We start from the raw sequence: 24,004 nt of genomic DNA on the forward strand, positions 1-24,004 counted from the left end.
GGAAGCCGATGGCGGGCGGCCCGATCAGCATCCCTCCGTAGCCCAGCGTGGACGCGGCCGCGACGCCGCTCGGCCCGGCCAGGGCGCCGGCCCGGCCGATCGCGACGGGAAAGATGTTGGCCAGCCCGACACCCGCCACGGCGAACCCCAGCAGGGCCAGCCACACGGCCGGCGCGAGCGCGCCGAGCAGCATGCCGAGCGCGGCCACCACACCGCCGGAGATCAGCGCGCGGGTCTGGCCGAGACGCTCCTGCAGCGCCGTGCCGGACAGCCGTCCCGCCGTCATCGCCAGCGCGAAGAGGGTGTACGCGGCTGCGGCCACGCCCGCGCCGGCACCGAGGTCGTCGGAGAGATGCAGCGCGCTCCAGTCGGCCATCGCGCCCTCCCCGTACGCCGAGCACAGCGCGATCACCCCGAAGAGCAGCACGAGCTTGCGGCTGCGCCCGGTGAGCCGGCCCGGCGCCGCGCCGTCGGCGCCGTCCGCCGTGGTGATGTCCGCGGGCCCGGCCACAGGGATCCGGTGCTTCAGCAGGACGGGCCCGGCCACGGCCGTGACCACCAGACCGATGCCGGTCAGCATCAGCAGATGGACGCTCGGGGTGAGGCTGCCCGCGACCAGCCCGCCGAGTCCCGCCCCCACCATGCCGCCGAGACTGAACGCCGCGTGGAAGCTGGAGATCACCGGGCGCCGCAGCGCGGCCACCACATCGACGGCCACGCTGTTCATGGCGACATTCAGCGCGCCGTACGCGCCCCCGAACACCAGCAGCAGCAGGCCGAGCGTCACCGCCGAATGCGCGTGCGGCGGCAGGGCGATGCTGAGCGAGACCAGTACGGCGCTGACGACCGTCACCGGGTGACTGCCGAAGCGCCGGCAGAGCCTGCCGGTGAACACCATGGTGATCACGGCCCCCGCCGACACCCCGAGCAGGGCGAGCCCCAAGGTGCTCGCCGAGGCGCTGACCTGGTGTTTGATAGCCGGAATCCGGACCACCCAGCCGGCGAAGACAAAACCGTCGAGGGCGAAGAACATCGTGAGCGCGATCCGGAGCCGGACCAGGGAGGAGTGAGCGGCACGGTCACCGCCGTGGCCCCCCCGATCGGCCGCCGGTATTTTGTTTAGGTACGGCACAAACGCAGCATAGGCATGGCCGACCGCCGGGGACAAGGCGGTTGCCGAGCCTCGGACCATGGGAGACTCGCCCACATGAACGGCAAGGTGACCACCACCCGGACGAGACTGGAGAGAGGCCGCAGCGCGCTCGGTCCCGCCCTGGAACTCGTTCACACGGGCCGCGCGCCGACCCGCGCCGTCCTCACCTCCGAGCTGGGTGTGACCCGCGCGACGGCCGGCGCGGTCGCCGCCGAACTGGAGGCGCTCGGGCTGATCCGCGTCGATTCGAGCCCCGGCGCCGGAGCCGGGTCCCAGGGCCGCCCCTCGCACCGGCTGGCCGTCGACGAGAGCGGTCCCGTCGCACTCGCCGTACAGGTCCATGCCGACGGCTTCAGGACCGCGCTCGTCGGGCTCGGCGGGCAGATCGTCGCCACCGCCGCAGGCCGTGACGAGGTGCCGGCCGACCCCGCCGCCGTACTCGGCAAGGCGGTTGCCGTCGGGGCCGGGCTGCTGCGCGACGGCGGACGGCGCTGTGTGGGCGCCGGACTCGCCGTGCCGTCCGCCGTGGCCGAACCGGAGGGCGCCGCGCTCAATCCGCTGCATGTCGCGTGGTCGGCGGGCACCCCGGTCCGGCAGACCTTCGCCGAACAGGTGCGCGCCGCCGGGCTCGAAGGCCCGGCCTTCACCGGCAACGACGTCAACCTCGCCGCCCTCGCCGAGCACCGGCACGGCGCCGGCCGCGGCGCCCGCCATCTGCTGTGCGTCGCCACCGGACACCGCGGTGTCGGCGGCGCGCTGGTCGTGGACGGCAGGCTGCACACGGGCAGTTCGGGGCTCGCCCTGGAGGTCGGGCATCTCACCGTCAACCCGGAGGGCCGGCCCTGCTACTGCGGCAGCAGGGGCTGTCTCGACGTCGAGGCCGACCCGCTCGCTTTCCTCGTCGCCGCCGGCCGCACGCCGGGCCCCGAGGTGTCGCTGTTGCAGCAGGCGCGCGACCTGCTCCGTACGGAGGGCGCCGACCCGGCCGTGCGCGGTGCCACCGAGGAGCTGATCGACCGGCTGGGCCTCGGGCTCGCCGGGCTGGTCAACATCCTCAACCCGGACCGGATCATCCTCGGCGGACTGCACCGGGAGCTGCACGAGGCGGACCCGCAGCGGCTGCGCGCCGTCGTCGCCGACCGCAGCCTGTGGGGCCACAACACCGGGGGAGTGCCCATCCTGGGCTGCACCCTCGACTACAACAGCCTGGTCGGCGCCGCCGAGGTGGCCTGGCAGCCGGTACTGGACGACCCGCTGGCCGCGCTGGCCCGCTGACGCACCGTCAGAGAGCTCCGGCGCCCGACGGCAGTTCGTCGCGGTGCGGCTGTGACACCCGCAGCACCTGGAAGCGGTCGCCCACCGCCTGGGGTGACGTGCTGTCCCAGAGGGTGAAGTGCAGCAACTCCCAATGGCGCGGGTCGAAGGCAAGGTCCGCGCAGACCACTCCCTCGACGCCGGCCAGCCGCCGCGTCTCCGCCGCCGCCTCGTCCATCAGGCCCGGCAGGTCGGGGGTGTCCGGGATCGGTAGCCGGCGCCGTACCGCCGACAGCGGTGTACGGCCGGCCGCCGGGCCTTCCTCGTGGGCGAGGCCCGCCCAGTGCTGGACGACCGGCCGGCCGAAGTCGGCGGCCAGGCCCTGGAATCCGGGCCCCAGGAGGAAGGAGTTCATCCCCGCAGGGTCGGCCCAGAGGTAGAGCGGCGCGTACTGGTTCGCCGGTGAACCGTCGGCACGTTCCCTGATCAGATATGCCTTGAGTCCCAGCCCGGGGAAGTCGTCCAGGAGATGGCCCTTGGTGGCGACGCGCCTGCGGATGATCTCCATGTCGTAGTCGGCGGGCAGCGTGATCTCGTACTGCATGACATGCATCGGGGTCTCCCGGCGGAGCTGCGGTCTGCTTCTGCGGCCTGGGCGGCCTGGCGGTCGGTCTCACTGTACATACCAGTAGGTACAACTGCTCCCTCCGGGGTGCGCGTGGTGCCGCCGGCTGTACGACGACTCGGCGCCCCTCCAGGGGCGAGGCTCGTGAGCGACAACGAAGTACCCGGAAAACCCGCTCCGAAGGAGCTGAACCGAGATGAACACACTGGCGTTTCACGGCGGCCCAGGGCCGTGGATCCTCTTCTTCCCGCTGGTCTGGGCGGCTGTCGTCCTCGGCGTCGTGACCGTGCTGCGGCGCACCGCGTGGCGCGGTCGCGGGATCGGCCCGCGCGGTCCGTGGCGCGGCGGTCCCTGGCAGGGCGGTGCCGGGCGGCCGGTGGACGACGAGCGGTCGCCCATCGCGATGCTCGGCCGCCGGTTCGCCACCGGCGAGATCGACGAGGACGAGTACTGGCGGCGGCTCTCCGTGCTGGACGAGCAGTTCGGCCGCGGCAAGGGCGGCGCGGCCTGAGCTCGATGGCCCTTCGACCGGCAGCCGTGTGACCGGCGACGCGCGAACGGGGGGCGTGCGCACCGGAAGAGGACCCGTACCGGCACCCTGGCGGGTGGCGGTACGGGTCCTCCCGGGTCCGGTCAGCCGACCACGGCCGACCTGGCGGTGGCATGGCCGTACTCCAGCGCCACCGCGTCGATCTCCGTCCCCATGAAGGGGCCGTCGGTCGTCGCGCCGTACACCGGCCGGGGTGGCAGGGCCCCGGCGCCTGGCGGGGTGGGCAGGGTGAACCAGATGCTCTTGCCCGAATCGCCCTGGGGGCGCACGCCCCAGCTCTCGCTCACCGCGGCGATGAGGGCGAGGCCGCGGCCGCCCGTGTCGAACAGGGCCGCGTCGTTGACCGTCGGCAGGCGTGGGTCGTGGTCACTGACCGAGACCGTGAGCCGGTCGAGCAGCAGCTCGACATCGACGGTGCACCGCTTGTCCGGCTGGGCATGCCGGTGGACGTTGGTCAGCAGCTCGGTGACTCCGAGTGCCGTGTGGTCGATCAACGGGTCGAGGTGCCAGTAGCGCAGTTGCGCCGAGATGATTCTGCGGACCTGGCCGATCCGCGACGGCAGGGCTTGGAGCTCCACCGTGCAATGCCTGCTGGGCTGGCTGATCACGGCTGCGACTCCCCGAATGAGGTCCGGAAGAAGACGAAGGATCGGATCCAGCGGCCTGGTCGGTCCGGTCAGTGACCGGGCCGGAGCCGCTGTTCGTGCCCGGCGGGGCTGGATCGCAGCGTCACCGCCGGTTTACCCTGAGTGACGTGCCTCCAGCGTGGCTCAGCGAGGGCCGGTCCGCAACTCGCGACCGGCCGCCCCGTGATCGGTCTAGGTGCCCGCCGCCCTGCCCAGCGTGTCCAGGAATCGGCCCGCGAGGGCCTTCGCTTCGGGCCTGCGGCCGCGCTGCCCCATGGTCAGCCGGTAGCGCTTCCCGTTGACGGTCGCCACCATCGAACCCTCGCCCGCGAACCACGGCCTGGCCGTCCGCACGGCCCGCAGCGGGGCGCTGTCGATCACCCGGCCGTAGCTGTTCAGCAGGGCGAGCCTGCCGTCCTGTATCAGGACCTGTCCCGCCCTGGTGAGCGAGCGGGGCCACCGCTCTATCCGTACGCCCCGTGCGCTGAACTCCGGCTCAGCCATGGCCGCTCAGCCCCCTCCGTGCCTGTTCCTGTCGGCAGTCTGCCCAAGTATGCGCGTCCCCAACAGCAGTATGCGCTGCCCCCGACACCCGCCGGGGCCGGCGCGGGGACAAGCGATCCCTATGGATACCCAAAGTGAGCGTTTGCGCACGGGGTGCGGATACGGTCACCGGAAGGGGGCCCGGTCCGGAAGGCTCCCGAAGGCTTCGGTCACTGAGAGGAACAGCGCGCATGGCACAGGACGAGACAGTCCGCACGGTCGATGTGGACCGCACCGATCCTGCGTACCGCGCGTGGCTCAAGGAAGCCGTACGCAAGGTGCAGGCCGACGCGAACCGCTCGGCCGACACGCATCTGCTGCGCTTCCCGCTGCCCGAGTCCTGGGGCATCGACCTGTATCTGAAGGACGAGTCGACCCATCCCACCGGCAGCCTCAAACACCGGCTGGCCCGCTCGCTGTTCCTCTACGGGCTGTGCAACGGCTGGATCAGGCCCGGCAAACCGGTGATCGAGGCGTCCAGCGGCTCGACCGCCGTCTCCGAGGCGTACTTCGCCAAACTGATCGGCGTGCCGTTCGTCGCCGTGATGCCGCGCACCACGAGCGCGGAGAAGTGCCGTCTGATCGAATTCCACGGCGGGCGCTGCCACTTCGTGGACGACTCGCGCACCATGTACGAGGAGTCGGCGGGCCTCGCCGCCGCCACCGGCGGCCACTACATGGACCAGTTCACCTACGCCGAGCGGGCCACCGACTGGCGCGGCAACAACAACATCGCCGAATCGATCTACCAGCAGCTGAAGTTGGAACGCTTCCCCGAGCCGACCTGGATCGTGGCGACGGCCGGCACGGGCGGGACGTCGGCGACGATCGCCCGCTACGTCCACTACATGCAGTACGACACGCTGATCTGCGTCCCCGACCCGGAGAACTCCTGTTTCTTCGACGGCTGGACCCGCCACGACACCCTCGCGAGCAGCGACTGCGGGTCCAGGATCGAGGGCATCGGCCGGCCCCGGATGGAGCCGAGCTTCGTCACCGGCGCCATCGACCGGATGATGAAGGTCCCGGACGCGGCGAGCGTCGCCGCCGTACGCGCGCTGGAGCGGGCCATCGGGCGCAAGGCCGGCGGCTCGACCGGTACGGGACTGTGGAGCGCGCTGAAGCTCGTCGCCGAGATGGTCCGCACCGGCCGCGGAGGCAGCGTCGTCACGCTGCTCTGCGACCCGGGCGACCGCTATCTCGACAAGTACTACTCGGATGCCTGGCTCGCCCGACAGGGCCTGGACATCGCACCGTACGAGCTGACCCTGGAGCGCTTCCTGGCCTCGGGAGTCTGGCCCGACGCCACCGCGTCCTGAACTCCGGTCCGCCGGGCACTTCCTGGCAGGGCCTAGCTGACGCCGTCCAGCGACGCACCGCCCGGGAGCTTGCCCGTCAGCCGTACCGTGCCGCCGCGCGGTGCCCGTACGGCCATCGTCGGACCCTTCGCCTCTGCCCGTACGTCACCCGCCGCGTTGATGTCGCCGACGCCACGGGACCCGGCGGCCAGCAGGTACCACTGCCCCGACGGTGCCTTCCAGTGCGCCCCCGCCAGCACGTGCTGACCGAATCTGCTGCACAACGCGGTGTCCTTCACATCGGCCACCACCGCGCCCGGCGCCGTGTGCGAGGTGCCGGGACGCTGGAACTGGACCAGGATCCGGCCGGGGCCGCGCCAGGTGTCGGCGCGGGTGCAGACCCAGGTGGACACCCCACCGCGCTCCGGCAACTGCTGCTCCGCGAACGCCCAGTTGTTGACCGCCCGCACCCCGGAACCCCGCAACTCCCGCAGTGAGCAGGCGGTGTGCGCCCAGCTCAGCAGCGCGGGCGTGCCCGTCGCCTCGCGCGGCGCACGCGGCGGGTTGCCCGGCGCCGGCGGCGGTGTGTAGGTCAGATGCACGGGCGAGAGATCACCGAGGTCGGTGACCAGGAACGCGTGCCGCTCCACGATCTTCTCCGACGAGCGCAACTGCATCACCGGCCACGACGCGCACGAACCGCCGGTCGCGGGGCGCGCCACCGGGTCCGTGACCCCGTCCTTCGACACCCGCAGATCACGGGCCGGTGTGTCGGGCGCCAGCAGATCGCGGGTCGTCGACTCGGCGATCCACGGGGCGAGCAGATAGCGCGCCCGGCCGGCCGTGCGGCTCACGACCAGGGCCGCCGCCGTCGTCACGTCCGCGTCGTCCGTCCGTACGAGGTCCAGCGCCGCCGGACCGTCCCCGGACAGCGGCTCGGCGTAGCGCGCCACCCGTACCCCGTCGTGCAGCAGGACCACGGCGGCGCCGTCGCTCTCGCCCGCGTACAGCAACTGCGGTGGCTGGGAAGGCGGGGCGGTGCTCGTCCCGGGTGTGGCCGACACCTGTACGTCGCTGTCGGGGCTCGCCCAGACCCGCAGCGCGCGGCGCAGCAGCGCCGTGTCGTCGACGCGGCTCCCACGGGCCGGCCAGAGCGTGAAGTCGACCCGCGAGGAGTCGGCCCACTCGTCGGCCGGGGCGCGGCGCAGTCGTGCGGGGTCGACGGCCTTGGCCAGTGCCGTACCCGCGGCGGGACCTGCCGTGACCAGCCGCTGCCGCGACGGGGAGTTGTGCGGCAGTGTGACCGCCAGGACCGCCCCCGTCACCACCACGGCGACGGCGGCGCCGAGCAGCCGGTTGCGGTGCCTGCGGCGCAGCAGATCGGTCGGCCGGGTCTGTACGGTGCACGGGTCGAACTCCGGCGTGCGCAGCAGCTTTTCGGCCCGGCCCTCCCGGTCGGACGCGAGCCGGTCGGCGGCGCGCAGCGCCTCGTCGGGTTCGTCGGAGCCCGCCTCGGTGAGCAGGGCGTGCACGGTCCGCTCGGACAGCCCTTCCAGCACCCGCAGCGCCAGCGCGGCGCGTGCCGCCGCCGTCGCCGCCGACAGGGCCTGGTCCAGGGCGAGTTCGTCGGTGCCGCCGGCCCGTGGGAACAGCCGGAGACCCACCACCAGCGGCAGCAGACCGTGCCGGCCCGCGCGCAGGTTGTGCAGCCGGGAGCCGTGTCCGTGGGCGAGCGCCGCTTCGAGTACCCGGCCGCGGATCCAGGCGTAGGCCGCCTCGTCCGTACTCAGCCGTCCCGGTGCGGGGGCCGATCCCGACCGCCGTCCCGGCAGCACGTGCTGCACGGTGGCGTGCGCGGCGAGTACGCGTCTGTGCCGGCCGAGGGAGGGGGGCAGGGTCAGATAGGCCAGGCGTACGAGACGCGGGTAGTGCTCGACGAGGGCGGCCTCGGCCTCGTCGATACCGGGACGCGCGCCGGAGACGGCGGGGTCGGTCGGCTGTCGCTGTGTCGGCATCGGGACTGTGCCCTTTCCTGTGCCCTTTCGCATGTGCTGATGCGCTGTCACTCGTTGCTGCTCCTAGGGAGAACGAGTGAATGATCCGAAGGTCACACCGCAACTGCGTTCGGCGCCCCGCACCTTGTGCCCGGCACCGGCCGCGCACCTTGTGCCGGCACCGGCACCTGGCACCGGGACGCGCGCTCAGGGCTCCTTGCGCAACAGCCCGTCGACCGCCCGGCCGAACACGGCGCGGCCGACGCGCGCGGTCACCGGGTCGAACAGCCGGGGGAGCGGGCCGACGCGCAGCTCCTCCGACCAGCGCACGTGCGTGACACCGCCCTCGGCCCGCACCTCGATCTCGGCCCAGCCGGTGACGACCTTGCCGCGCTTCTCCAGCCGGCAGTGGCCAGGGCCCTCCGCCGTCGGCGGCTGCCAGGCCACGACCTCCATGGGGTCGTCGAACGCCACCCGGCCGGGCAGTGCGGTACGGGCCACGAAGACCGTGCCGACCTTGGTCGGTCCCGGCGTACGGACCTCGATGCGCGTCAGCGGTACCTGGTCGGCGTGGGCCGGCCAGTCGGTGAGCCGCCGCCATGCCTCGGCGGCGGAGAGCGGCGGGGTGCGGTCGACGCGGAAGACGGTCACCGGGCGATCGTAGGACGACGGAGCCCGGCATCCGGCGCCCCCGCGCCGGACGGCCGGATCACGCGTCCCGCGACCCCGGCTCCTCGTCGCTCCCGCCGGCGACCACCAGGCCCGGCAGCCGCTCGGAGATCTCCGCGCGGGCGCCCGCCGACAGGCCCGCGTCCGTCACCAGCATGTCGACCTGCTCCAGCGTCGCGAACGAACTCAGTCCGACCGTGCCCCACTTGGTGTGGTCGGCGACGACGACCACCCGGCGGGCCGACCGTACGAACCGCCGGTTCGTCTCCGCCTCGGCGAGGTTGGGGGTGGAGAGCCCGGCCTCGACCGAGATCCCGTGCACACCGAGGAACAGCACGTCGAAGTGGAGCGAGCGGATCGCCTGGTCGGCGACGGGACCCACCAGCGAGTCGGACGGGGTACGCACCCCGCCGGTGAGCACGACCGTGGCGGCGCCCGGCCGCTGGCCGCCCGCCGTGCCGGCCGGCTGCGCCGCGTGGAAGACGTCGGCGACCCGCACCGAGTTGGTGACCACGGTCAGATCCGGTACGTCCAGCAGATGCTGGGCCAGCGCGTAGGTCGTCGTACCGCCGGACAGCGCGATGGCGCTGCCGGGCACCGCCATGGCGGCCGCCGCCCGTGCGATGTCCTCCTTGGCGGTCAGCTCAAGGGCCGACTTCGCCTCGAACCCCGGCTCGTGCGTGCTCGCCTCGACCACGGGAACGGCCCCGCCGTGGACCTTCTCGATGACGCCCTGACGGGCCAGCGCGTCGAGGTCCCTGCGCACGGTCATGTCGGAGACGTTGAGCTTGCGGGTGAGTTCGTTGACGCGGATGCCGCCGCGCTTGCGCACCTCGTCCAGAATCAGGGCGCGACGCTGCTCAGCGAGAAGGTTCTGGTTGTCACTCACCACCCTGTCGGGTCCTTCCGTCGTGTGCCGGGCGTCCACCCGCTCGCCCCGCCCGCTCGTCAAGGCCCCCATCCTCCCACGCTGTTCCGCCGGCGGCGCCCGCGCCCGTAGCGGCCGGAGTCGGGGAGATTCAGTGAGGGCAGCGCGGCGGGAGCCGCCCCGGCCGCGTTCTGCGGCAGCCTTTCCGGGGTCGTGTCCGCAGTACTTTGCCACGTCGAGAGCGAGTTCAGAAGTGTCCTCCCATCCCACGGCCGCCGGTGACGGCGGAGCGACGCTGGAACTGCTCGTCCACGGCGTCGGCGGTACGACCCCGCAGGAGATGCTGGCCGACTCCCGCACGGTCAGGATCACCGGTGACGAGACGGCCGCCGTCCACCGCCGCGCCGAGGACGTGGACGCCGAGAGTCACCCTGAACGCGGGAACCGGCCGGTGCCCGAGGCCTACTGCTGGTCCAACCTCACCTCGGGCAACGGCTCGCGGGCCCTGTGGCTGCTGCTCCTGCCCTTCATGGTCGTCAATCTCGCCCACTGGATGCGGCCCGCGACGAACGGGTCGGCCAGGACCCGGCGGTTCTACGGGCTGCTGGTACGGCTCGTCGCCCTCACCCTGACCGTGCTGCTGACCGCCGCCGCCTGCGAGGTCGCGCTCGACCTCGCCGCCTGGCAGTGCGCGGGCGCGGCGCGGTGCACCGCCGCACACTCCTGGCTGGGCTTTCTGGCGCCGGAGCAGCACGGCTGGTGGTCACAGCCCGGCCGGCGGCTCGCCCTGGGGGCGCTGGTGCCCACCGCGCTGGTGGTGCTGCTGTGGTACCTCTCCAACCGCACCTGGGGCGCCTACGAGTCGCAGCGGCCGCCCACCGACAAAACCACCCACGGAGCCGCCGACGGAGCCACCTGCGATCCTCTCGGCAGCACCGACGAGCCGGACGAGGCGAGCGGCGGTGGCGCACCCGGCGTGCGGCCCGCGCTCGGCACACCGGGGTTCTGGTACGGCCGCCGGCTCGTCGCGCGGCTCCGGGCGGCGCACACGGCGGCGGGCTTCCTCACCGTCGCCGCCATGATCACCGTGGCCGCCGGTCAGCACGACCGGGCCGTCGGCTCCCCGCTCGCGGACGTCCTGGGGCTGCTGCTCCAGGCGGCCCTCGGCTGCTGCGCCTTCGCCGTGCTGTGGGTGGTGTGCCGCAGAGGGCGCAGCGAGGTCAGGCGCGATCTCGTCCTCGACCGGGCGGTGATCGGCTGGCTGCCGGGCAGCTCGATCGCGCTGCTCGCCGTCGCCGTCGTGTACGCGGCATGGTCGCGGCCCGGCTGGGTCTCCGCGGGGCCGCTCCCCGGCGACCTTGTCTTCCGGGTGATCGCCGTGGCGCAGGTCGCGCTGGTCCTGGCGCTGGCCGGGGCCGCCGCCGCGCTGCACCGCGCCGCGGCGCATCCCCGTACGGTGCTGCGCGGCCAGGCGGGCCCCGTCGTCGCCACGCTCGCCTGCGCGCTGGGCGCCGTCATGACCGGCGGTCTGGCGCAGCGCGTCGCCGACTGGCTCGACGGGGACGCGACACCCGGCATGGGCGGCGGCCGGATCGTGGGGCCGCCGGTCCTGCTGAGCTGGCAGGCCGCCGTCATCCCCGTCCTGCTGGTGCTGCTGCTCGTCCCGGTGGCCGTCCTCGCCGTCCGAACGGCGCGCGCCACCCGTCGGCTCGGCCCGGTGGTCGAGGCGGAGTTCCACCCGAGGACCGTCGACACCGTCCGCACCCGCAAGATCGCCGGGGTGCGCGCCAGGGCCACGCTCACCGACGCCGCCCCCTGGCTCGTCGGGGTGATCTCGGGCGCCGGCCTGCTGCTGGGCGCCGGCGCCGTCGCCGGGTCGTGGCTGAGCGGCGAGGTGCCGGGCCAGGCCGCCGAAGGCACCGACTCGCTCGTCGAGTCCGTCACCGACACCGCCCAGGCGCTGGGCTCCTGGCTGATAGGGCTCGGCTTCATACTGTTCGTCACCTGGGGCCGCCGGGCCTACCGCCACGCCTCGGCCCGCAGGACCGTCGGCATCCTCTGGGACGTCGGCACCTTCTGGCCGCGCGCCGCGCACCCCTTCGCACCACCCTGCTACGCCGAGCGTGCCGTCCCCGACCTCACCTGGCGCGTCGAGACCTGGACCGCGAGCACCGGCGGCAGGCTCGTCCTGTCCGGCCACTCACAGGGCACGGTCCTCGCCGCCGCGACCGTCTGGCAGCTACGCGCCTCCACCCGCCGCCAGGTGGCGCTGCTGACGTACGGATCACCGCTGGAGCGTCTCTACGGCCGCTGGTTCCCCGCGTACTTCGGCCCCGACCAGCTCAACGACCTGTGCGGACAGGTCCGTTGCTGGCGCAACCTGTGGCGGAACACCGACCCGATCGGTGGCCCGGTGCGGGTCACCGCGGGGGAGGCGGGACCGGAGGTCGACAGGGGGCCGCTCAAGGACCCGCAGGCGTACGGCCGTTCCGTACGGCGTCCGCTGCCGGAGCCCGTCCTCGGACACGCCGAGTACCAGGCCGATCCGGCCTTCGCCGAGGAGCGCGCCGCGCTCGTCGACCGGCTGTCGCCCGCACTGCCGGGGCAGCGGGGCGAGCCCGCCGAGCCGACAGGGTCCACGGAGCGAACAGAGCCAACAGGCCGGCGGCCTCAGGACAGTTCGGGCAGCTCCGGCAGATCGTCCGCGTAGAGCAGGGTCAGGTCGTCCGTGCTGGTCTGCGGCAACTGGGCGACCCGGCCCGCGTGCCGCTCCACCATGGACTCGAACGTCTGCCGCGCGGTACGGCCGTTGCCGAAGGCGGGGCCCTTGGGCAGCGCCGTGAAGTACTTGAGCAGCGCCTCGGGCGCGCCGCCGCCGAGCGTGTACTCGTGCTCCTCCGCCTGCTGCTCCACGATCCGCAGCAGCTCGTCGGGCTCGTAGTCGCTGAAGGTGATGGTCCGTGAGAAACGTGAGGCGACACCGGGGTTGATGGCCAGGAACCGCTCCATCTCCGCGGTGTACCCGGCGACGATCACCACCACCGCCTCCCGGTGGTCCTCCATCAGCTTCACCAGCGTGTCGATGGCCTCCTTGCCGAAGTCCCTGCCGGAGTCCTCGGGGGAGAGCGCGTACGCCTCGTCGATGAACAGCACCCCGCCGCGCGCCCGGTCGAACGCCTCCTGGGTGCGGATCGCCGTCGAGCCGATGTGCTCGCCGACGAGATCGACCCGGGAGACCTCCACGAGATGGCCGCGCTCCAGCACCCCGAGCGAGGCCAGGATCGCGCCGTACAGCCGGGCCACCGTCGTCTTGCCGGTGCCGGGGGAGCCGGTGAAGACCAGATGGCGGCGGACGGAGGCGGCCTTGAGGCCCGCCTCCTTGCGCCGCCGGCCCACCTCGATCATGTCGGTGAGCGCTCTGACCTCCCGCTTGACGCTCTCCAGGCCCACCAGCGCGTCGAGTTCACCGAGGACGTCCTGCGAGTCACGCGCGGGTTCGGCGGGCGGCGCGATGTCGGCGGGGGCGTTCGCCGCGGTCTGCGCCGGGACCGTGCCGAGCAGCCCGGGGGTCTGGGTCGCGGTCAGTACCGTCGGCGCCGGCTCGGACGGTGTGCGTACACCGCTCTCGTCGCTGCTGCAGTCCTCGGCCATCGGGCCGTCCTCCCCGAACTCGTACCCGCCGCGCGCGCAGCGCTCCGTACGGCACCGCGTCAGTGTCGTGCGGCAGCCGTCCATCACATGGAAGCCGTAGCCGCCGCTGCCGGTCACCCGGCAGTTGTGGAAGGTGCCCCGGCCCTCGGCCGACACGTAGAAACCGGCCTCGGCCGGCGAGGTGATCGTGCAGCGCTCGATGGTCGGATCGGCGCCCTTGGTCACGATGACCCCGGTCTGCACGGCGTCCACCGTGCAGGAGTTGAGCGTCCCGCCGCTGCCGTGGTCTCGGAACCAGGCACCGGTCGACGCCTCCCTGATCCGGCAGTCGTCGAGCTGCGCCGTCGCGCCGTCGCTCACCGACACCGCCGTGTTGCGGATCTGCGAGAGATCGCTGTCCACGACGTCGACGCGCGAGCCGCGGTCCAGGACGAACAGCGCGTCGGGCACGTCGTGCACCCGGCACGAGTCGAGGACGGCCGTCGCGCCGTCGCTGACCCACACGGCCGGGTAGTCGCCCGTACTGTCGTGGATCTCGCACTGGTTGGCGTCGACCCTGGTCCCCGGGTCCCACACGGACAGTCCGTTGCGCCCGAAGCGGCGCACCGTGGAGCGGGTCAGCGTCAGCACCGAACGGGACCGCAGGTCCACCGCGTTCTCGGGGATGTCATGGATGTCGCAGTCGGAGAGTGTCAGGACCGCGTCGGTGTCCAGGGTGACGCCGTCGGCCGTCGTGCGGTGCACGGAGGAGTCGGTGAGATGGGCGGCGCCGCGCTCGGTGATCTGTACGCCGGTGCCCTTGATCTCGTACACCTCGCAGCCGATCGCCTCAAGGCCGCTGCCCTCACCGGTGACGCTCAGGCCCGCGCCCGACGTGTGGTGGATCCGGCAGCGTTCGAGCCGCGGGTGGCCGCCGCCGCGTACCGCGACGCCGGACTGCCCGGCGGCGACGATCTCGCACTCTTCGAACACCCCGCCCGCGCCTTCCAGTACGCCGATGCCGACGCCCGCCGGATTGTCGACGGTGCAGCGGCGCACGGTGGGCCGTGCGGCGCCGCGCACCTCTATGCCGGCCGCCGAGCGGGTCACGATCCGCAGATCGAGCAGTTCGGGGGTGCCGTCCTCGACGAGCAGCGCGGGCGCCGCGGAGTCCTGGCCCTCGATGTGCAGGTCCTGGACGGTGGCGGAGGCCCGGACGGTCAGCGGGACGCCGTCGGCGGGGGCGATCCGTACGGAGCCGAGCGAGCCTTCGGGGCCGCGCAGCGTGACGGCGCGGGAGATGACGAGGTTCTCCCGGTAGGTGCCGGGGGCGACGGTGAGGACGTCGCCGTCGGCCGCCGCCTCCAGGGCCGCCGCGAGGGAGGCGTATTCACCCGTGCGGCGCCGCCAACGCGATGTTCCGGTGTGCGTCACCTGGACCGTGCCCTGTGCCATGGCGCTGTCGTGCCCCCACCTCGTGCGACTGCACGTGTCGTGCCGTGCCGGCCCGTGCCGGTACGCGCTCGCACCCGGACCCCCACGGCCGTAACGTCGGACCGTGGCCGCACCACCGTAGCGCGCGCGGCACCGGTGAGTTGACGAAGACGACCTGCGGGCCCGTCCCTTGACCGGCCCGCCGGCCCGTATCTCAGCTGCCGGCGCCGGTACGGCCCCAGTCAGGACCGACCTCGGCCCAGGCACGGTCGAGCCGCCGGTGCCTGAGCAGGACGAGCCGCCGTACGAACAGCCGCCTGCCGCCCTCGATCAGCAGTCCCGCGGCCAGCGCCGCGCCGGTCCCGGCCAGGGCGGCGTGCAGCCGGGCCGTTCCCGCGTCCATCGGCGGCTTCATCTGCGTGCCGTGCGCGTCCGTCCAGATGCGGAAGCTGTCGCCGGTGCGCCAGCCGCTCAGCGGCGCCGAGACGGCGCTCTTGTGCTTGCTGCCGTCCACGGCCCGCCAGGTCGCGATCACCCGGGTGTCGGCACTGCGCTCCTTGGGCGAGTCACCGTCGAACCCGGCGGCCCGCCGGTCCTTGGGCAGCGCGGCGATCACGGCGGTGACCGGATACCGCTCCTCGTGCTGCACCCGTACGGTCTGCTGGAGCGACGAGTCGAGCAGCGCCCCGCAGAGCCAGCCGGCGGCGGGCGCCGCCAGCAGGAGCAGCAGCGCGGCGACGAGCGTCGCCCATCCTTCGGCCAGGTCGGTGGTCCGGCGCAGGGGGTTGCGCCGCCAGCGCCAGAGGCCGGCGATCACTCTCACAGTCCCGCACCCCCTTTCCGTCTCCGTATCCGTCTTGGCCCGGGACGGCATGCCGCACACGCGTCAGGGGCGAAGAGCGACCGAACTCACTTGACGCCGCGAACGCGCGCAAGGTGTCTGTCGCACCCTCGTCTTCCCGCGCGGGCGGGGTTCACACGAGGGGCGGTGCGGAGAACGGGCCGGGCGACCGGAGCACGAACAGGGCCGCGAAAGGCGTGCGGACAGCGGTTCTTGACCTCCCGTCGGTCAGCCGGTCTGTCCACGCGCGGGTCGCGGCCCTGGTGGTGTCCGCTCAGTACCCCCGGCTCTGGTAGGGGCGGTTGTACGGGTCGTCGTACTGGTTGGGCTGCGCGGGCTGCGGCGGCGCGGGACGCGGAGCCGCAGCCGGTCGCATCGCCTCGTAGCCCGTGCCCGGCATCGGGCGCTGGGGCATGGGGCGCTGCGGCTGCTGCTGGTAGGGCTGCTGCTGCGGACCCGGGTAGCCGCCCCGGGGCGCCGCCTGCTGCTGCGGGATGTAGGGCGCCGGGGCGTGCTGCAGCGGCATGGGCTGCTGCATCGGCTGCTGTTGGTAGCCGCCGTACGCCGGAGCCGGCTGCGAGGGAGCCGCCGGCAGGGCCGGGAGCGCCGACGGCAGAGCCGGCAGATAGCTGTTGCCGGTGTCATAGGCGGAGGGCACTCGGATCGGGGCGATCTGAGGCGTGCCCCGCTCCGCGACCAGGGAGTCGTAGATCGGGGTGTCCGGGAACGACGGCGCGGTGTAGTAACCGCCGCCGTAGGTGGCGCGGGGGGAGGTCATGGAACATAAGTTAAGCCCACGATGTGCCGGTTGGGGAGCCTGCTTTGAGGGTTCTTTCCATCGCTGTGTGCCAATTCTGATCCCCAATGCGAGCGAACTTGGGAAAAACGGTCGTCACGAGGTGTTCAGATCCTGTAAAGGGCAAGCTGAAACGGGGTTACCGGCGGGTCCTGTGGAGCCCGCGCCGCCTTGCTGCCATTAGGTTGGGAACACGGAAACTTCGGGCACCCGACTCTCGATGGGGGCGAGCATGTCCATGCTTAAAGGCGCCAATGTTCCAGTGCCGGCGCAGAGCGTCCGCGTCGAATTGGGCTGGAACTCAGGACCGGGGGTGCCGGACGTCGACGCGTCCGCCCTGTTGCTGGTGGCCGGAAAGGTGCGCTCCGACGCGGACTTCGTCTTCTACAACCAGCCGCGCCACTCCTCCGGAGCCGTCCGGCACGAAGGCAAGCAGACCGGCGGTCCCACCATCACCGATACGCTCTCCGTCGAGCTGTCCCGGGTCGAGCCGGCGGTCGAGCGGATCGTCCTCGCCGCCTCCGCAGACGCGGGCACTTTCGGCCAGGTGCCCGGACTGTACGTACGGGTGCTGGACGCGGCCACCGGCGCCGAAGTGGCCCGGTACGACAGCCAGGACGCGACCGTCGAGACGGCGTTCCTGATCGGTGAGCTCTACCGGCGCCAGGGCGCCTGGAAGTTCCGGTCGGTCGGCCAGGGCTACAGCAGCGGACTCGGGGGCCTGGCAACGGACTTCGGCATCTCGGTCGACGAACCGGCCGCAGCCGCACCGGCCGCCCCGGCTGCCCGGCCCGCACCCCCCTCAGCTCCCACCCCTTCCGTGGCGACCACCCCTCCCGTACCACCGGTACCGGCCGCACCACCGGCGCCGCCCTCCGCACCCGCACCGACCCCGGTACGCCTCTCCAAGGTCACCCTGACGAAGGAGGCCCCTTCGGTCTCGCTGGCCAAGCAGGGCGGCAGCTCGGGTGCCATGCGGGTGAATCTCACCTGGCAGGTGCGCAAACAGTTCAAGGGCTGGGGAGCCAAACTCGGCAGGGCCGTCGCCATGCACGGCGACCTCGACCTCGACCTGTGCGCGCTGTACGAACTCAGCGACGGCCGCAAAGGCGTCGTCCAGGCGCTCGGCAACGCCTTCGGCTCGGTCAGCAGGCCGCCGTACATCCAACTCGACGGCGACGACCGCACCGGCGGCAGCAACACCGGCGAGAACCTCACCATCAACCTCGACCACAAGAACGAACTGCGCCGCGTCGTCATCTTCGTGACGATCTACGAGGGCGCCCGCAGTTTCGCCGATCTGGACGCGACGGTCACCCTCCAGCCGCTGAACGGCGCGCCGATCGACTTCTCGCTCGGCGAATGCACGGTGCCCTCGACGGTCTGCGCGCTCGCGCTGATCACCAACACCGGGTCCGACCTCGTCGTCCAGCGCGAGGCGAACTTCCTCGTACCGGCCCGCGGGGTCAGCCCGCAGCGCACCATCGACCAGGCGTACGGCTGGGGCATGAACTGGACGCCCGGCCGGAAGTGACACCCGGTCCGGCGGCCGTCAGCTGTCCTGGGCCGCGTCCGGCGCGGGAACGCCCGTGGGCCGCGCGTAGGTGCGGCCCTTCCAGGCCGCACCCCGGCCCCGGTAGTGCTGCACGGCGGAGTCGACCGTCATCAGCAGGTACAGCAGCGCGGTGACCGGCAGCAGCGGGGCCGGCCACAGCGGCTGCCGGTAGTAGCGCAGCATCGGCAGATACGTCCCCGTCATCACCGCCCACGCGGCGAGGCCGAACCAGCCGGCGGGCGCGTCACCGCCGAACACCCCGAAGCCCACGGCGACCGGGGGAGCGAGGTAGATCAGGGCAAGACCCGCGACGGTCCCGATCAGCACCATCGGGTTGTGCCGCAGCTGCGCGTAGGCGCTGCGCGAGACCATCCGCCACAGGTCGGACAGGTGCGGGTACGGCCGTACGCTGTCGACGCGGTCGGCGAGCCCCAGCCAGATCCGGCCCCCGCTGTTCTGCACGGCGCGCGCCAGTGACACGTCGTCGATGACCGCCTCGTGGATCGACTCGGGCACCCGCGCCCGCTCGGCCGCCGCCGTACGCAGCAGCACGCAGCCGCCGGCCGCCGCAGCCGTCCTCGCACCGGGTCTGTTGACCCGGCGGAACGGGTAGAGCTGTGAGAAGAAGTAGACGAACGCGGGCACCACGAGCCGCTCCCAGACGCTCGCCACCCGCAGCCGTGCCATCTGCGAGACCATGTCGAGGTCCTGCGCGCGGGCGGCTGTGACCAGCTCCCGCAGACTGTCCGGCTCGTGCGCGATGTCGGCGTCCGTCAGCAGCAGGAACTCCGGTTCGCCGGCGCGGGCCAGCGCCATGCCGTGCCGTACCGCCCACAGCTTTCCCGTCCAGCCGGGCTCCGGCTCGCCGGGCGAGGTCACCGTCAGCCGCAGGCCCCCGTACCGGCCGGCCAGTTCGCGCGCGAGCGCGCCCGTGCCGTCCGTACTGCCGTCGTCCACGAGGAAGATCTCCGCCCGTCCGGGATAGACCTGCGCCAGCAGGGACGGCAGGCTCAGCGGCAGCACCTCGGCCTCGTCGCGCGCGGGCACCACCACGGCGACCGACGGCCACGACGACGGGTCGTCAGCCGCCCCGCCGCCGTCACCGCCTGCCGGGCCGCGCGCCGGCAGCCGCTGATCGGTGCGCCAGAAGAACCCCTGACCCAGCAACAGCCAGCCCCACACGACCAGTGAACACACCGAGATCCAGCCAACGACGCTCATTCGCGGCAGTCTGCCGCACACCGCCAAGATCGCAAGCACGGTCGACTATGGTGACCGAGTGAAGATCGCACTCATGGACTCCGGCATCGGTCTGCTCGCGGCCGCCGCCGCGGTACGCAGGCTGCGGCCCGACGCCGATCTGGTGCTGTCGTCCGACCCCGGCACGATGCCCTGGGGCCCGCGCACCCCGCAGGACGTCACGGCGTGCGCGCTCGCCGTCGCCCGTGCGGCCGCCGCCCACGAGCCGGACGCCCTGATCGTCGCGTGCAACACCGCGTCCGTGCACGCGCTGCCCGCGCTGCGCGCCGAGCTGGAACCGCGGCTGCCCGTCATCGGTACGGTCCCGGCGATCAAGCCCGCCGCTGCCGCCGGCGGCCCCGTCGCGATCTGGGCCACCCCCGCCACCACGGGCAGCGCCTACCAGCGCGCCCTGATCCGTGACTTCGCCCCGTCCGTCGCCGTCACCGAGGTGCCGTGCCCCGGGCTCGCCGACGCGGTGGAGCACGCCGACGAAGCCGCCGTCGAGGCGGCGGTGGCCGCCGCCGCTGACCGTACCCCCGACGACGTGAGCGCCGTCGTGCTCGGCTGCACCCACTACGAACTCCTCGCCGAACGGATCCGTACGGCGGTCACCGACGCCCCGGGCCGGTCCACTTCAGCGGCGCCGGTCGCGCTGTACGGCTCGGCCGACGCGGTCGCCGCGCACGCCCTGCGGCGTATCGGTGAGCAGCCCGCCCCCGGCGCCGAGCCGACCGGCCGGCTCACCGTGCTGCTCGGCGGCCGGGAGGCCGCCCTCTCCGACGAGGCGCTCGGCTATCCCGAGGGACAGCTGCTCGCCGCCGTCACCCAGGTGTACTGACCACACACTCCGGTACGTCTCCCGCCCACGCCGAACGTGGGTACTCTGCTTGCCATGAGGGAGCATTCACGGCACGAGGGTCACGCCGCGCGGCCCCTGCCCGAGATCTGGTCCGGCCGAGCCACCAATCGCGCGCAGTGGGTGCTGGCGGCGGGCGGCGCCGCGTGCATCGCGCTCGGTGTCGAGCTGGCCGTGGACTCCAACTGGACCTCCGGTTTCCTCGCCTTGCTGATGTCGGTGATCGGCTGTGTCGCCGCCGGACTGCTGATGCTCTTCGGGACGCTGGCCTTCGTCCATGTGGCCGTCAAGGTCGACGGCGACTGCCTGGAGGTCCGCTGCGGGCACATGGGCCTGCCGCGCCGCCGTATCCCGCTCGCCCAGGTCGTCGGCGCGGACTTCGACCCCCGCGTCAACCCCCGGCAGTGGGGCGGCTGGGGCTACCGCTGGCGGCCCGAGATGGGCACGGCCGTGGTGGTGCGCAGAGGCGAGGGGCTCGTACTGAAGCTGGGCGACGGCAGAGTGTTCACCGTCACAGTCGACGACGCCGAAGCGGCCGTACGGATCATCCGTGACCGGCTGCGCCCGTCGACGTTGAGCAAGACGGCATAGCGGACATAACGGTCAAAAAGGCATAGGGTGCGCTGACTCGGACGGAGTAACGCGTCACCCGACCGGGGCACCCGGACCCCTCCCGGCAGGCTCGGGGCGGGCCGCGACAGCGACCGGCACGGTCGTCGCCGGGCGCGCCGTCGCCAGCCCGGCGAGCAGCCCCGCCGTCACCGTCACCGAGGTGAAGCTCAGCGCGTTCCCCACGCTCGCCAGCGCGGCCAGCGCCGTCAGCGACGACCCCGCCGTCAGGACGACCGGGTTGGCGCACGGCGAGCGGCCGAGGCCGTACAGCAGCCAGCCGTACGCCGCCGCCAGCAGCACCACCCCCACCACGCCCTCCTCGGCGGCCTGCTGGAGCGGCGCCGAGTGGGTCTTCCCGTCCGTGTCCAGCGACTGGGCGGCCGTCGGGCTGAGTTCACCGAACCGGTCGGGGCCCACCCCCAGCAGCGGATGGTCCCCGGCGATGTCGACGGCGTCCCGCCACAGCAGCACCCGGTTCTGGGTCAGCTGACCCTCCAGCGAGACCGAGAGACCCGTGGGCAGCACCTGCTCGGCCACCGCCCACGAGCCGCCCACCACCAGACCGGTGGCCAGCGCCAGCCCGGCGAGCCCGACCAGCCGGCGGCGCACATGCTCGGCGGCGAGCGAACACAGCACCACGGCAAGCGCCGTGAAGAACCCGGCGGCCGAGCCCAGCAGCACCCCGGTGACCGCGGCGAGCAGCCCGACCAGCCGCAGGACGAGCCTGATCCGTACGGGCCGCACCGCTGACGCGGCGCAACAGGCGGCGCCGGCCGACAGCGCGAGCAGCGCGGCCACCGCGCCGCCGTCGCCCTGCGGGGTCGCCACCGCCACCGTCGCGCTCGCCGCGTCGTGACTCGACACGATCGCCGCACCGAGCGCGGCCAGCGACACCGTGGTCGCTGCCGCCACCGGCACCAGCGAGCCGCTGATCCGGCCGCAGGCATAGCCCGCCGTGACGGCGAGCACAGCCAGCAGCACCCCCTCGGGTCTGCCTTCCGTGCCTGCGGCGCTGATCAGCGCCCACACGGCGCAGCAGCCGAGCACCACGGCCCCGACCACGTCGGGCGCACTGCCCCGCTCCCGCACCACCGGCCGTTCCACCGGTACAGCCATCCCCGTCGCCCCCCACCTGTGGCGGGTCCCGTCCCACGGCAGCCGGATCCGGCCAGGTGGCAGGGACTGGCGCACACGGTAACCGCAAGGACACGGATCTGTGCGCGACTTGCGGAGGAACGTTGTCTCTCACATCACACGGCGGTGCCGGACGCACAGCGGCTCACCGTAGACTCCGCCAGGTGAGCGCCACCATGACATCCGTCGACACCTCTGCGCAGGACCCCGCCCCCACCCGTGGGTCCAGGCTGGTCAGACCGGCCGCCGCCGTGGTCTCCGGTGTCCTGCTCTACCTCAGCTTCCCGCCGCGCCCCCTGTGGTGGCTGGCGCTGCCCGCCTTCGCGCTGCTCGCCTGGACGCTCTACGGCCGCCGGCTGCGCGCCGGGTTCGGTCTCGGCTATCTCGCCGGGCTCGGCTTCATGCTGCCGCTGCTGATCTGGACGGGCGGCGAGGTCGGCTCGTTCCCCTGGCTGGCCCGGGCCGCCGCCGAGTCCGTCTTCATCGGCTTCGTGGGCATGGGCATGGCGGCCGTGTCCCGGCTCCCGGTGTGGCCGGTCTGGTCGGCCGCCGTGTGGATCCTCGGCGAGGGCGCCCGGGCCCGGGTGCCGTTCGGCGGGTTCCCCTGGGGCAAGATCGCCTTCGGCCAGGCCGACAGTGTCTTCGTGCCGCTCGCGGCCGTCGGCGGCACCCCGGTGCTCGGCTTCGCCGTCGCCCTGTGCGGCTTCGGCCTGTACGAGGCGGTGCGCCAGGTCGTCGCGTACCGCCGGACACACCAGGTGTCCCGGTCGGCGGTGACGGCCGCCGCGCTCACCGTCCTCGTCCCGATCGCCGGCGCGCTCGCCGCGCTGCCGCTCGTGAGCGACGCGGCCGAGGACGGTACGAAGACCGTCGCCGCGATCCAGGGCAACGTGCCCCGCATGGGGCTCGACTTCAACTCCCAGCGCCGCGCCGTCCTCGACAACCACGTCAAGGAGACCCTCAAGGTCGCCGCCGACGTGAAGGCGGGCAAGGTGCCGCAGCCCGACTTCGTGCTGTGGCCGGAGAACTCCTCCGACGTCGACCCGTACCGGGACGGCGACGCCAGGATCGTCATCGACGAAGCGGTCAAGGCGATCGGCGTACCGACCGTGGTCGGCGCCGTCGTCACCCCCGACTCCGGGCCGCTGCACAACAGGCTGATCCAGTGGGACCCGGTGAAGGGCCCCGGGGCCACCTACGACAAGCGGCATGTGCAGCCCTTCGGCGAGTACATCCCGATGCGCTCCGTCGTACGGCTGTTCAACTCGCACGTCGACGAGGTCAGCCGGGACTTCGGCCCCGGGCACAAGGTGGGTCTCTTCGACCTGGCCGGCACCGAGGTGGGGCTCGCCACCTGCTTCGAGGCCGCGTTCGACGGCGCCGTGCGCGACCCGGTCAAGGCGGGCGCCGAGCTGATCGCCGTGCCCAGCAACAACGCCACGTTCGACCGCAGCGAGATGACGTACCAGCAGCTCGCCATGTCGCGGGTGCGGGCCGTCGAGCACAGCAGGACCGTCGTCGTGCCCGCCACCAGCGGGGTCAGCGCGATCATCCGGCCCGACGGCACGATCGTCTCGCAGACGAAGATGTTCACCCCCGACGCGCTGGTCGCCAAGGTGCCGCTGCGCACCTCGCTGACCCCGGCCACCCGGCTCGGCGCCCTCCCCGAGGGGCTGCTGGCGCTCGTCGCCGTGGCCGGAATCGGCTGGGTCGTCGGCAGGTCCGTGTCGGCCCGGCGGCGTGTCGCCTCGTAGGGTCGGGCGCATGGGAACTCCAGACTTCATCCAGCGGATCAGGGCCACGGCGGGGCACCAGCTCATGCTGCTGCCGGGGGTCAGCGCGATCGTCTTCGACGACGAGGGACGCGTCCTGCTCGGACGGCGGGCCGACACCGGCGAGTGGTCCGTCATCGGCGGCATCCCGGAACCGGGGGAGCAGCCGGCGACGACCGCCGTACGCGAGGTGTTCGAAGAGACCGGCGTGGAGTGTGTGGCCGAGCGCGTCGTACTCGTCCAGGCGGCGCACCGGCCCATCACCTACCCCAACGGCGACGTCTGCCAGTTCATGGACATCACCATCCGCTGCCGGGCGGTCGGCGGCGACGCGCGGGTCAACGACGAGGAGTCGCTCGAAGTCGGCTGGTTCTCCGTGGACGCCCTGCCCGCCCTGGAGGAGTTCGGCCTCTTCCGGATCAAACAGGCCCTCACCGACGCTCCCACCTGGTTCGACCCCGCTCCCTGAGCCCGAGGAGTACGACGATGTCCCGACCCACGGTTCCGGCCCCGCTCGACCTCACCGGCCGCACCGCGCTCGTCACCGGCGCG

The 24,004-nt window shown here is 72.9% G+C and carries 21 protein-coding genes; 9 read left to right on the top strand and 12 right to left on the bottom strand.

Annotated features, from left to right (window positions below; genetic code table 11):
• Window positions 1–1,132, bottom strand: a 1,132-nt coding sequence (locus HY68_RS31190; protein WP_041998124.1) for an MFS transporter, incomplete at its 3' end; no start/stop codon positions are given.
• A 75-nt stretch (window positions 1,133–1,207) separates the two neighbouring features.
• On the opposite strand from HY68_RS31190, the gene HY68_RS31195 reads away from it, so the two are divergent.
• Entirely contained in the window at window positions 1,208–2,428 is a 1,221-nt protein-coding gene (locus HY68_RS31195; RefSeq protein WP_041998126.1) for an ROK family protein, read from the top strand.
• A 7-nt stretch (window positions 2,429–2,435) separates the two neighbouring features.
• Here HY68_RS31195 and HY68_RS31200 read toward each other — a convergent pair whose 3' ends face one another.
• Entirely contained in the window at window positions 2,436–3,020 is a 585-nt protein-coding gene (locus HY68_RS31200; RefSeq protein ID WP_041998128.1) for a DUF4865 family protein, read from the bottom strand.
• A 208-nt stretch (window positions 3,021–3,228) separates the two neighbouring features.
• Here HY68_RS31200 and HY68_RS31205 point away from each other — a divergent pair, with 208 nt between their 5' ends.
• Window positions 3,229–3,543, top strand: coding sequence for an SHOCT domain-containing protein (locus tag HY68_RS31205; RefSeq protein ID WP_041998131.1), 315 nt, complete (start codon window positions 3,229–3,231; stop codon window positions 3,541–3,543).
• A gap of 122 nt (window positions 3,544–3,665) precedes the next feature.
• On the opposite strand, the gene HY68_RS31210 is transcribed toward HY68_RS31205, so the two are convergent.
• Both HY68_RS31210 and HY68_RS31215 read right to left on the bottom strand, forming a co-directional pair.
• Complete coding sequence (locus HY68_RS31210; protein WP_078864037.1) at window positions 3,666–4,190, bottom strand: ATP-binding protein; 525 nt, start codon at window positions 4,188–4,190, stop codon at window positions 3,666–3,668.
• A 210-nt stretch (window positions 4,191–4,400) separates the two neighbouring features.
• Window positions 4,401–4,712 carry a hypothetical protein gene (locus HY68_RS31215; RefSeq protein ID WP_041998135.1) on the bottom strand — a complete coding sequence of 104 codons (312 nt, stop codon included), beginning with the start codon at window positions 4,710–4,712 and terminating at the stop codon, window positions 4,401–4,403.
• A gap of 230 nt (window positions 4,713–4,942) precedes the next feature.
• Between HY68_RS31215 and HY68_RS31220 the strand changes: the two genes are divergently transcribed.
• Complete coding sequence (locus tag HY68_RS31220; protein WP_041998137.1) at window positions 4,943–6,070, top strand: PLP-dependent cysteine synthase family protein; 1,128 nt, start codon at window positions 4,943–4,945, stop codon at window positions 6,068–6,070.
• 32 nt (window positions 6,071–6,102) lie between these two features.
• Here the strand turns inward: HY68_RS31220 and HY68_RS31225 are convergent, their stop codons facing one another.
• From HY68_RS31225 to HY68_RS31235, 3 genes are all read right to left on the bottom strand, one after another.
• A complete protein-coding gene (locus tag HY68_RS31225; protein WP_041998139.1) occupies window positions 6,103–8,064 on the bottom strand; it encodes a hypothetical protein in 1,962 nt (653 codons plus the stop codon).
• Between the two features lie 186 nt (window positions 8,065–8,250).
• Window positions 8,251–8,694, bottom strand: a complete 444-nt coding sequence (locus tag HY68_RS31230) for an SRPBCC family protein (protein WP_041998141.1) — start codon at window positions 8,692–8,694, stop codon at window positions 8,251–8,253.
• Between the two features lie 58 nt (window positions 8,695–8,752).
• Window positions 8,753–9,601 (bottom strand): DeoR/GlpR family DNA-binding transcription regulator, encoded by an 849-nt coding sequence (locus tag HY68_RS31235; RefSeq protein ID WP_042000307.1) that lies wholly within the window; start codon window positions 9,599–9,601, stop codon window positions 8,753–8,755.
• 319 nt (window positions 9,602–9,920) lie between these two features.
• Here HY68_RS31235 and HY68_RS31240 point away from each other — a divergent pair, with 319 nt between their 5' ends.
• Window positions 9,921–12,290: a hypothetical protein gene (locus HY68_RS31240; RefSeq protein ID WP_241778893.1), complete on the top strand. Its 2,370-nt coding sequence runs from the start codon at window positions 9,921–9,923 to the stop codon at window positions 12,288–12,290.
• Here the strand turns inward: HY68_RS31240 and HY68_RS31245 are convergent.
• The 3 genes from HY68_RS31245 to HY68_RS31255 all read right to left on the bottom strand — a co-directional run bounded on the left by HY68_RS31245 (window position 12,251) and on the right by HY68_RS31255 (window position 16,263).
• Entirely contained in the window at window positions 12,251–14,665 is a 2,415-nt protein-coding gene (locus HY68_RS31245) for a right-handed parallel beta-helix repeat-containing protein (RefSeq protein ID WP_041998144.1), read from the bottom strand. The genes HY68_RS31240 and HY68_RS31245 overlap by 40 nt on opposite strands.
• Window positions 14,666–14,858: 193 nt before the next feature.
• Complete coding sequence (locus tag HY68_RS31250; RefSeq protein ID WP_041998145.1) at window positions 14,859–15,467, bottom strand: hypothetical protein; 609 nt, start codon at window positions 15,465–15,467, stop codon at window positions 14,859–14,861.
• A gap of 292 nt (window positions 15,468–15,759) precedes the next feature.
• Window positions 15,760–16,263 (bottom strand): DUF6643 family protein, encoded by a 504-nt coding sequence (locus HY68_RS31255; protein ID WP_041998147.1) that lies wholly within the window; start codon window positions 16,261–16,263, stop codon window positions 15,760–15,762.
• A 250-nt stretch (window positions 16,264–16,513) separates the two neighbouring features.
• On the opposite strand from HY68_RS31255, the gene HY68_RS31260 reads away from it, so the two are divergent.
• Window positions 16,514–17,815 (top strand): TerD family protein, encoded by a 1,302-nt coding sequence (locus tag HY68_RS31260; RefSeq protein ID WP_241778817.1) that lies wholly within the window; start codon window positions 16,514–16,516, stop codon window positions 17,813–17,815.
• A gap of 18 nt (window positions 17,816–17,833) precedes the next feature.
• Here HY68_RS31260 and HY68_RS31265 read toward each other — a convergent pair whose 3' ends face one another.
• The gene (locus tag HY68_RS31265; RefSeq protein WP_041998151.1) at window positions 17,834–19,057 is read right to left on the bottom strand and encodes a glycosyltransferase; all 1,224 of its coding nucleotides are present in this window, start codon (window positions 19,055–19,057) and stop codon (window positions 17,834–17,836) included.
• Between the two features lie 58 nt (window positions 19,058–19,115).
• On the opposite strand from HY68_RS31265, the gene HY68_RS31270 reads away from it, so the two are divergent.
• Window positions 19,116–19,916 (top strand): aspartate/glutamate racemase family protein, encoded by an 801-nt coding sequence (locus tag HY68_RS31270; protein ID WP_041998153.1) that lies wholly within the window; start codon window positions 19,116–19,118, stop codon window positions 19,914–19,916.
• Window positions 19,917–19,970: 54 nt separating this feature from the next.
• Window positions 19,971–20,525 carry a hypothetical protein gene (locus tag HY68_RS31275; RefSeq protein ID WP_041998155.1) on the top strand — a complete coding sequence of 185 codons (555 nt, stop codon included), beginning with the start codon at window positions 19,971–19,973 and terminating at the stop codon, window positions 20,523–20,525.
• A 54-nt stretch (window positions 20,526–20,579) separates the two neighbouring features.
• On the opposite strand, the gene HY68_RS31280 is transcribed toward HY68_RS31275, so the two are convergent.
• Window positions 20,580–21,662, bottom strand: a complete 1,083-nt coding sequence (locus tag HY68_RS31280) for an O-antigen ligase family protein (RefSeq protein WP_078864039.1) — start codon at window positions 21,660–21,662, stop codon at window positions 20,580–20,582.
• 182 nt (window positions 21,663–21,844) lie between these two features.
• Here HY68_RS31280 and lnt point away from each other — a divergent pair, with 182 nt between their 5' ends.
• Window positions 21,845–23,434: an apolipoprotein N-acyltransferase gene (gene lnt, locus HY68_RS31285; RefSeq protein ID WP_041998156.1), complete on the top strand. Its 1,590-nt coding sequence runs from the start codon at window positions 21,845–21,847 to the stop codon at window positions 23,432–23,434.
• A 10-nt stretch (window positions 23,435–23,444) separates the two neighbouring features.
• Window positions 23,445–23,921, top strand: coding sequence for an NUDIX domain-containing protein (locus HY68_RS31290; RefSeq protein ID WP_041998158.1), 477 nt, complete (start codon window positions 23,445–23,447; stop codon window positions 23,919–23,921).
• Window positions 23,922–24,004: the final 83 nt, after the last annotated feature.

Source organism: Streptomyces sp. AcH 505 (assembly GCF_000818175.1).
In the GTDB taxonomy this organism is placed as follows: domain Bacteria; phylum Actinomycetota; class Actinomycetes; order Streptomycetales; family Streptomycetaceae; genus Streptomyces.

Excerpts from the sequence above, each read along its gene's own strand:
- HY68_RS31195 (WP_041998126.1), top strand. The coding sequence starts at position 1,208 with ATGAACGGCAAGGTGACCACCACCCGGACGAGACTGGAGAGAGGCCGC.
- HY68_RS31200 (WP_041998128.1), bottom strand. The coding sequence starts at position 3,020 with ATGCATGTCATGCAGTACGAGATCACGCTGCCCGCCGACTACGACATG.
- HY68_RS31205 (WP_041998131.1), top strand. The coding sequence starts at position 3,229 with ATGAACACACTGGCGTTTCACGGCGGCCCAGGGCCGTGGATCCTCTTC.
- HY68_RS31215 (WP_041998135.1), bottom strand. The coding sequence starts at position 4,712 with ATGGCTGAGCCGGAGTTCAGCGCACGGGGCGTACGGATAGAGCGGTGG.
- HY68_RS31220 (WP_041998137.1), top strand. The coding sequence starts at position 4,943 with ATGGCACAGGACGAGACAGTCCGCACGGTCGATGTGGACCGCACCGAT.
- HY68_RS31225 (WP_041998139.1), bottom strand. The coding sequence starts at position 8,064 with ATGCCGACACAGCGACAGCCGACCGACCCCGCCGTCTCCGGCGCGCGT.
- HY68_RS31240 (WP_241778893.1), top strand. The coding sequence starts at position 9,921 with ATGCTGGCCGACTCCCGCACGGTCAGGATCACCGGTGACGAGACGGCC.
- HY68_RS31245 (WP_041998144.1), bottom strand. The coding sequence starts at position 14,665 with ATGGCACAGGGCACGGTCCAGGTGACGCACACCGGAACATCGCGTTGG.
- HY68_RS31255 (WP_041998147.1), bottom strand. The coding sequence starts at position 16,263 with ATGACCTCCCCCCGCGCCACCTACGGCGGCGGTTACTACACCGCGCCG.
- HY68_RS31260 (WP_241778817.1), top strand. The coding sequence starts at position 16,514 with ATGTCCATGCTTAAAGGCGCCAATGTTCCAGTGCCGGCGCAGAGCGTC.
- HY68_RS31265 (WP_041998151.1), bottom strand. The coding sequence starts at position 19,057 with ATGAGCGTCGTTGGCTGGATCTCGGTGTGTTCACTGGTCGTGTGGGGC.
- HY68_RS31275 (WP_041998155.1), top strand. The coding sequence starts at position 19,971 with ATGAGGGAGCATTCACGGCACGAGGGTCACGCCGCGCGGCCCCTGCCC.
- HY68_RS31280 (WP_078864039.1), bottom strand. The coding sequence starts at position 21,662 with ATGGCTGTACCGGTGGAACGGCCGGTGGTGCGGGAGCGGGGCAGTGCG.
- HY68_RS31290 (WP_041998158.1), top strand. The coding sequence starts at position 23,445 with ATGGGAACTCCAGACTTCATCCAGCGGATCAGGGCCACGGCGGGGCAC.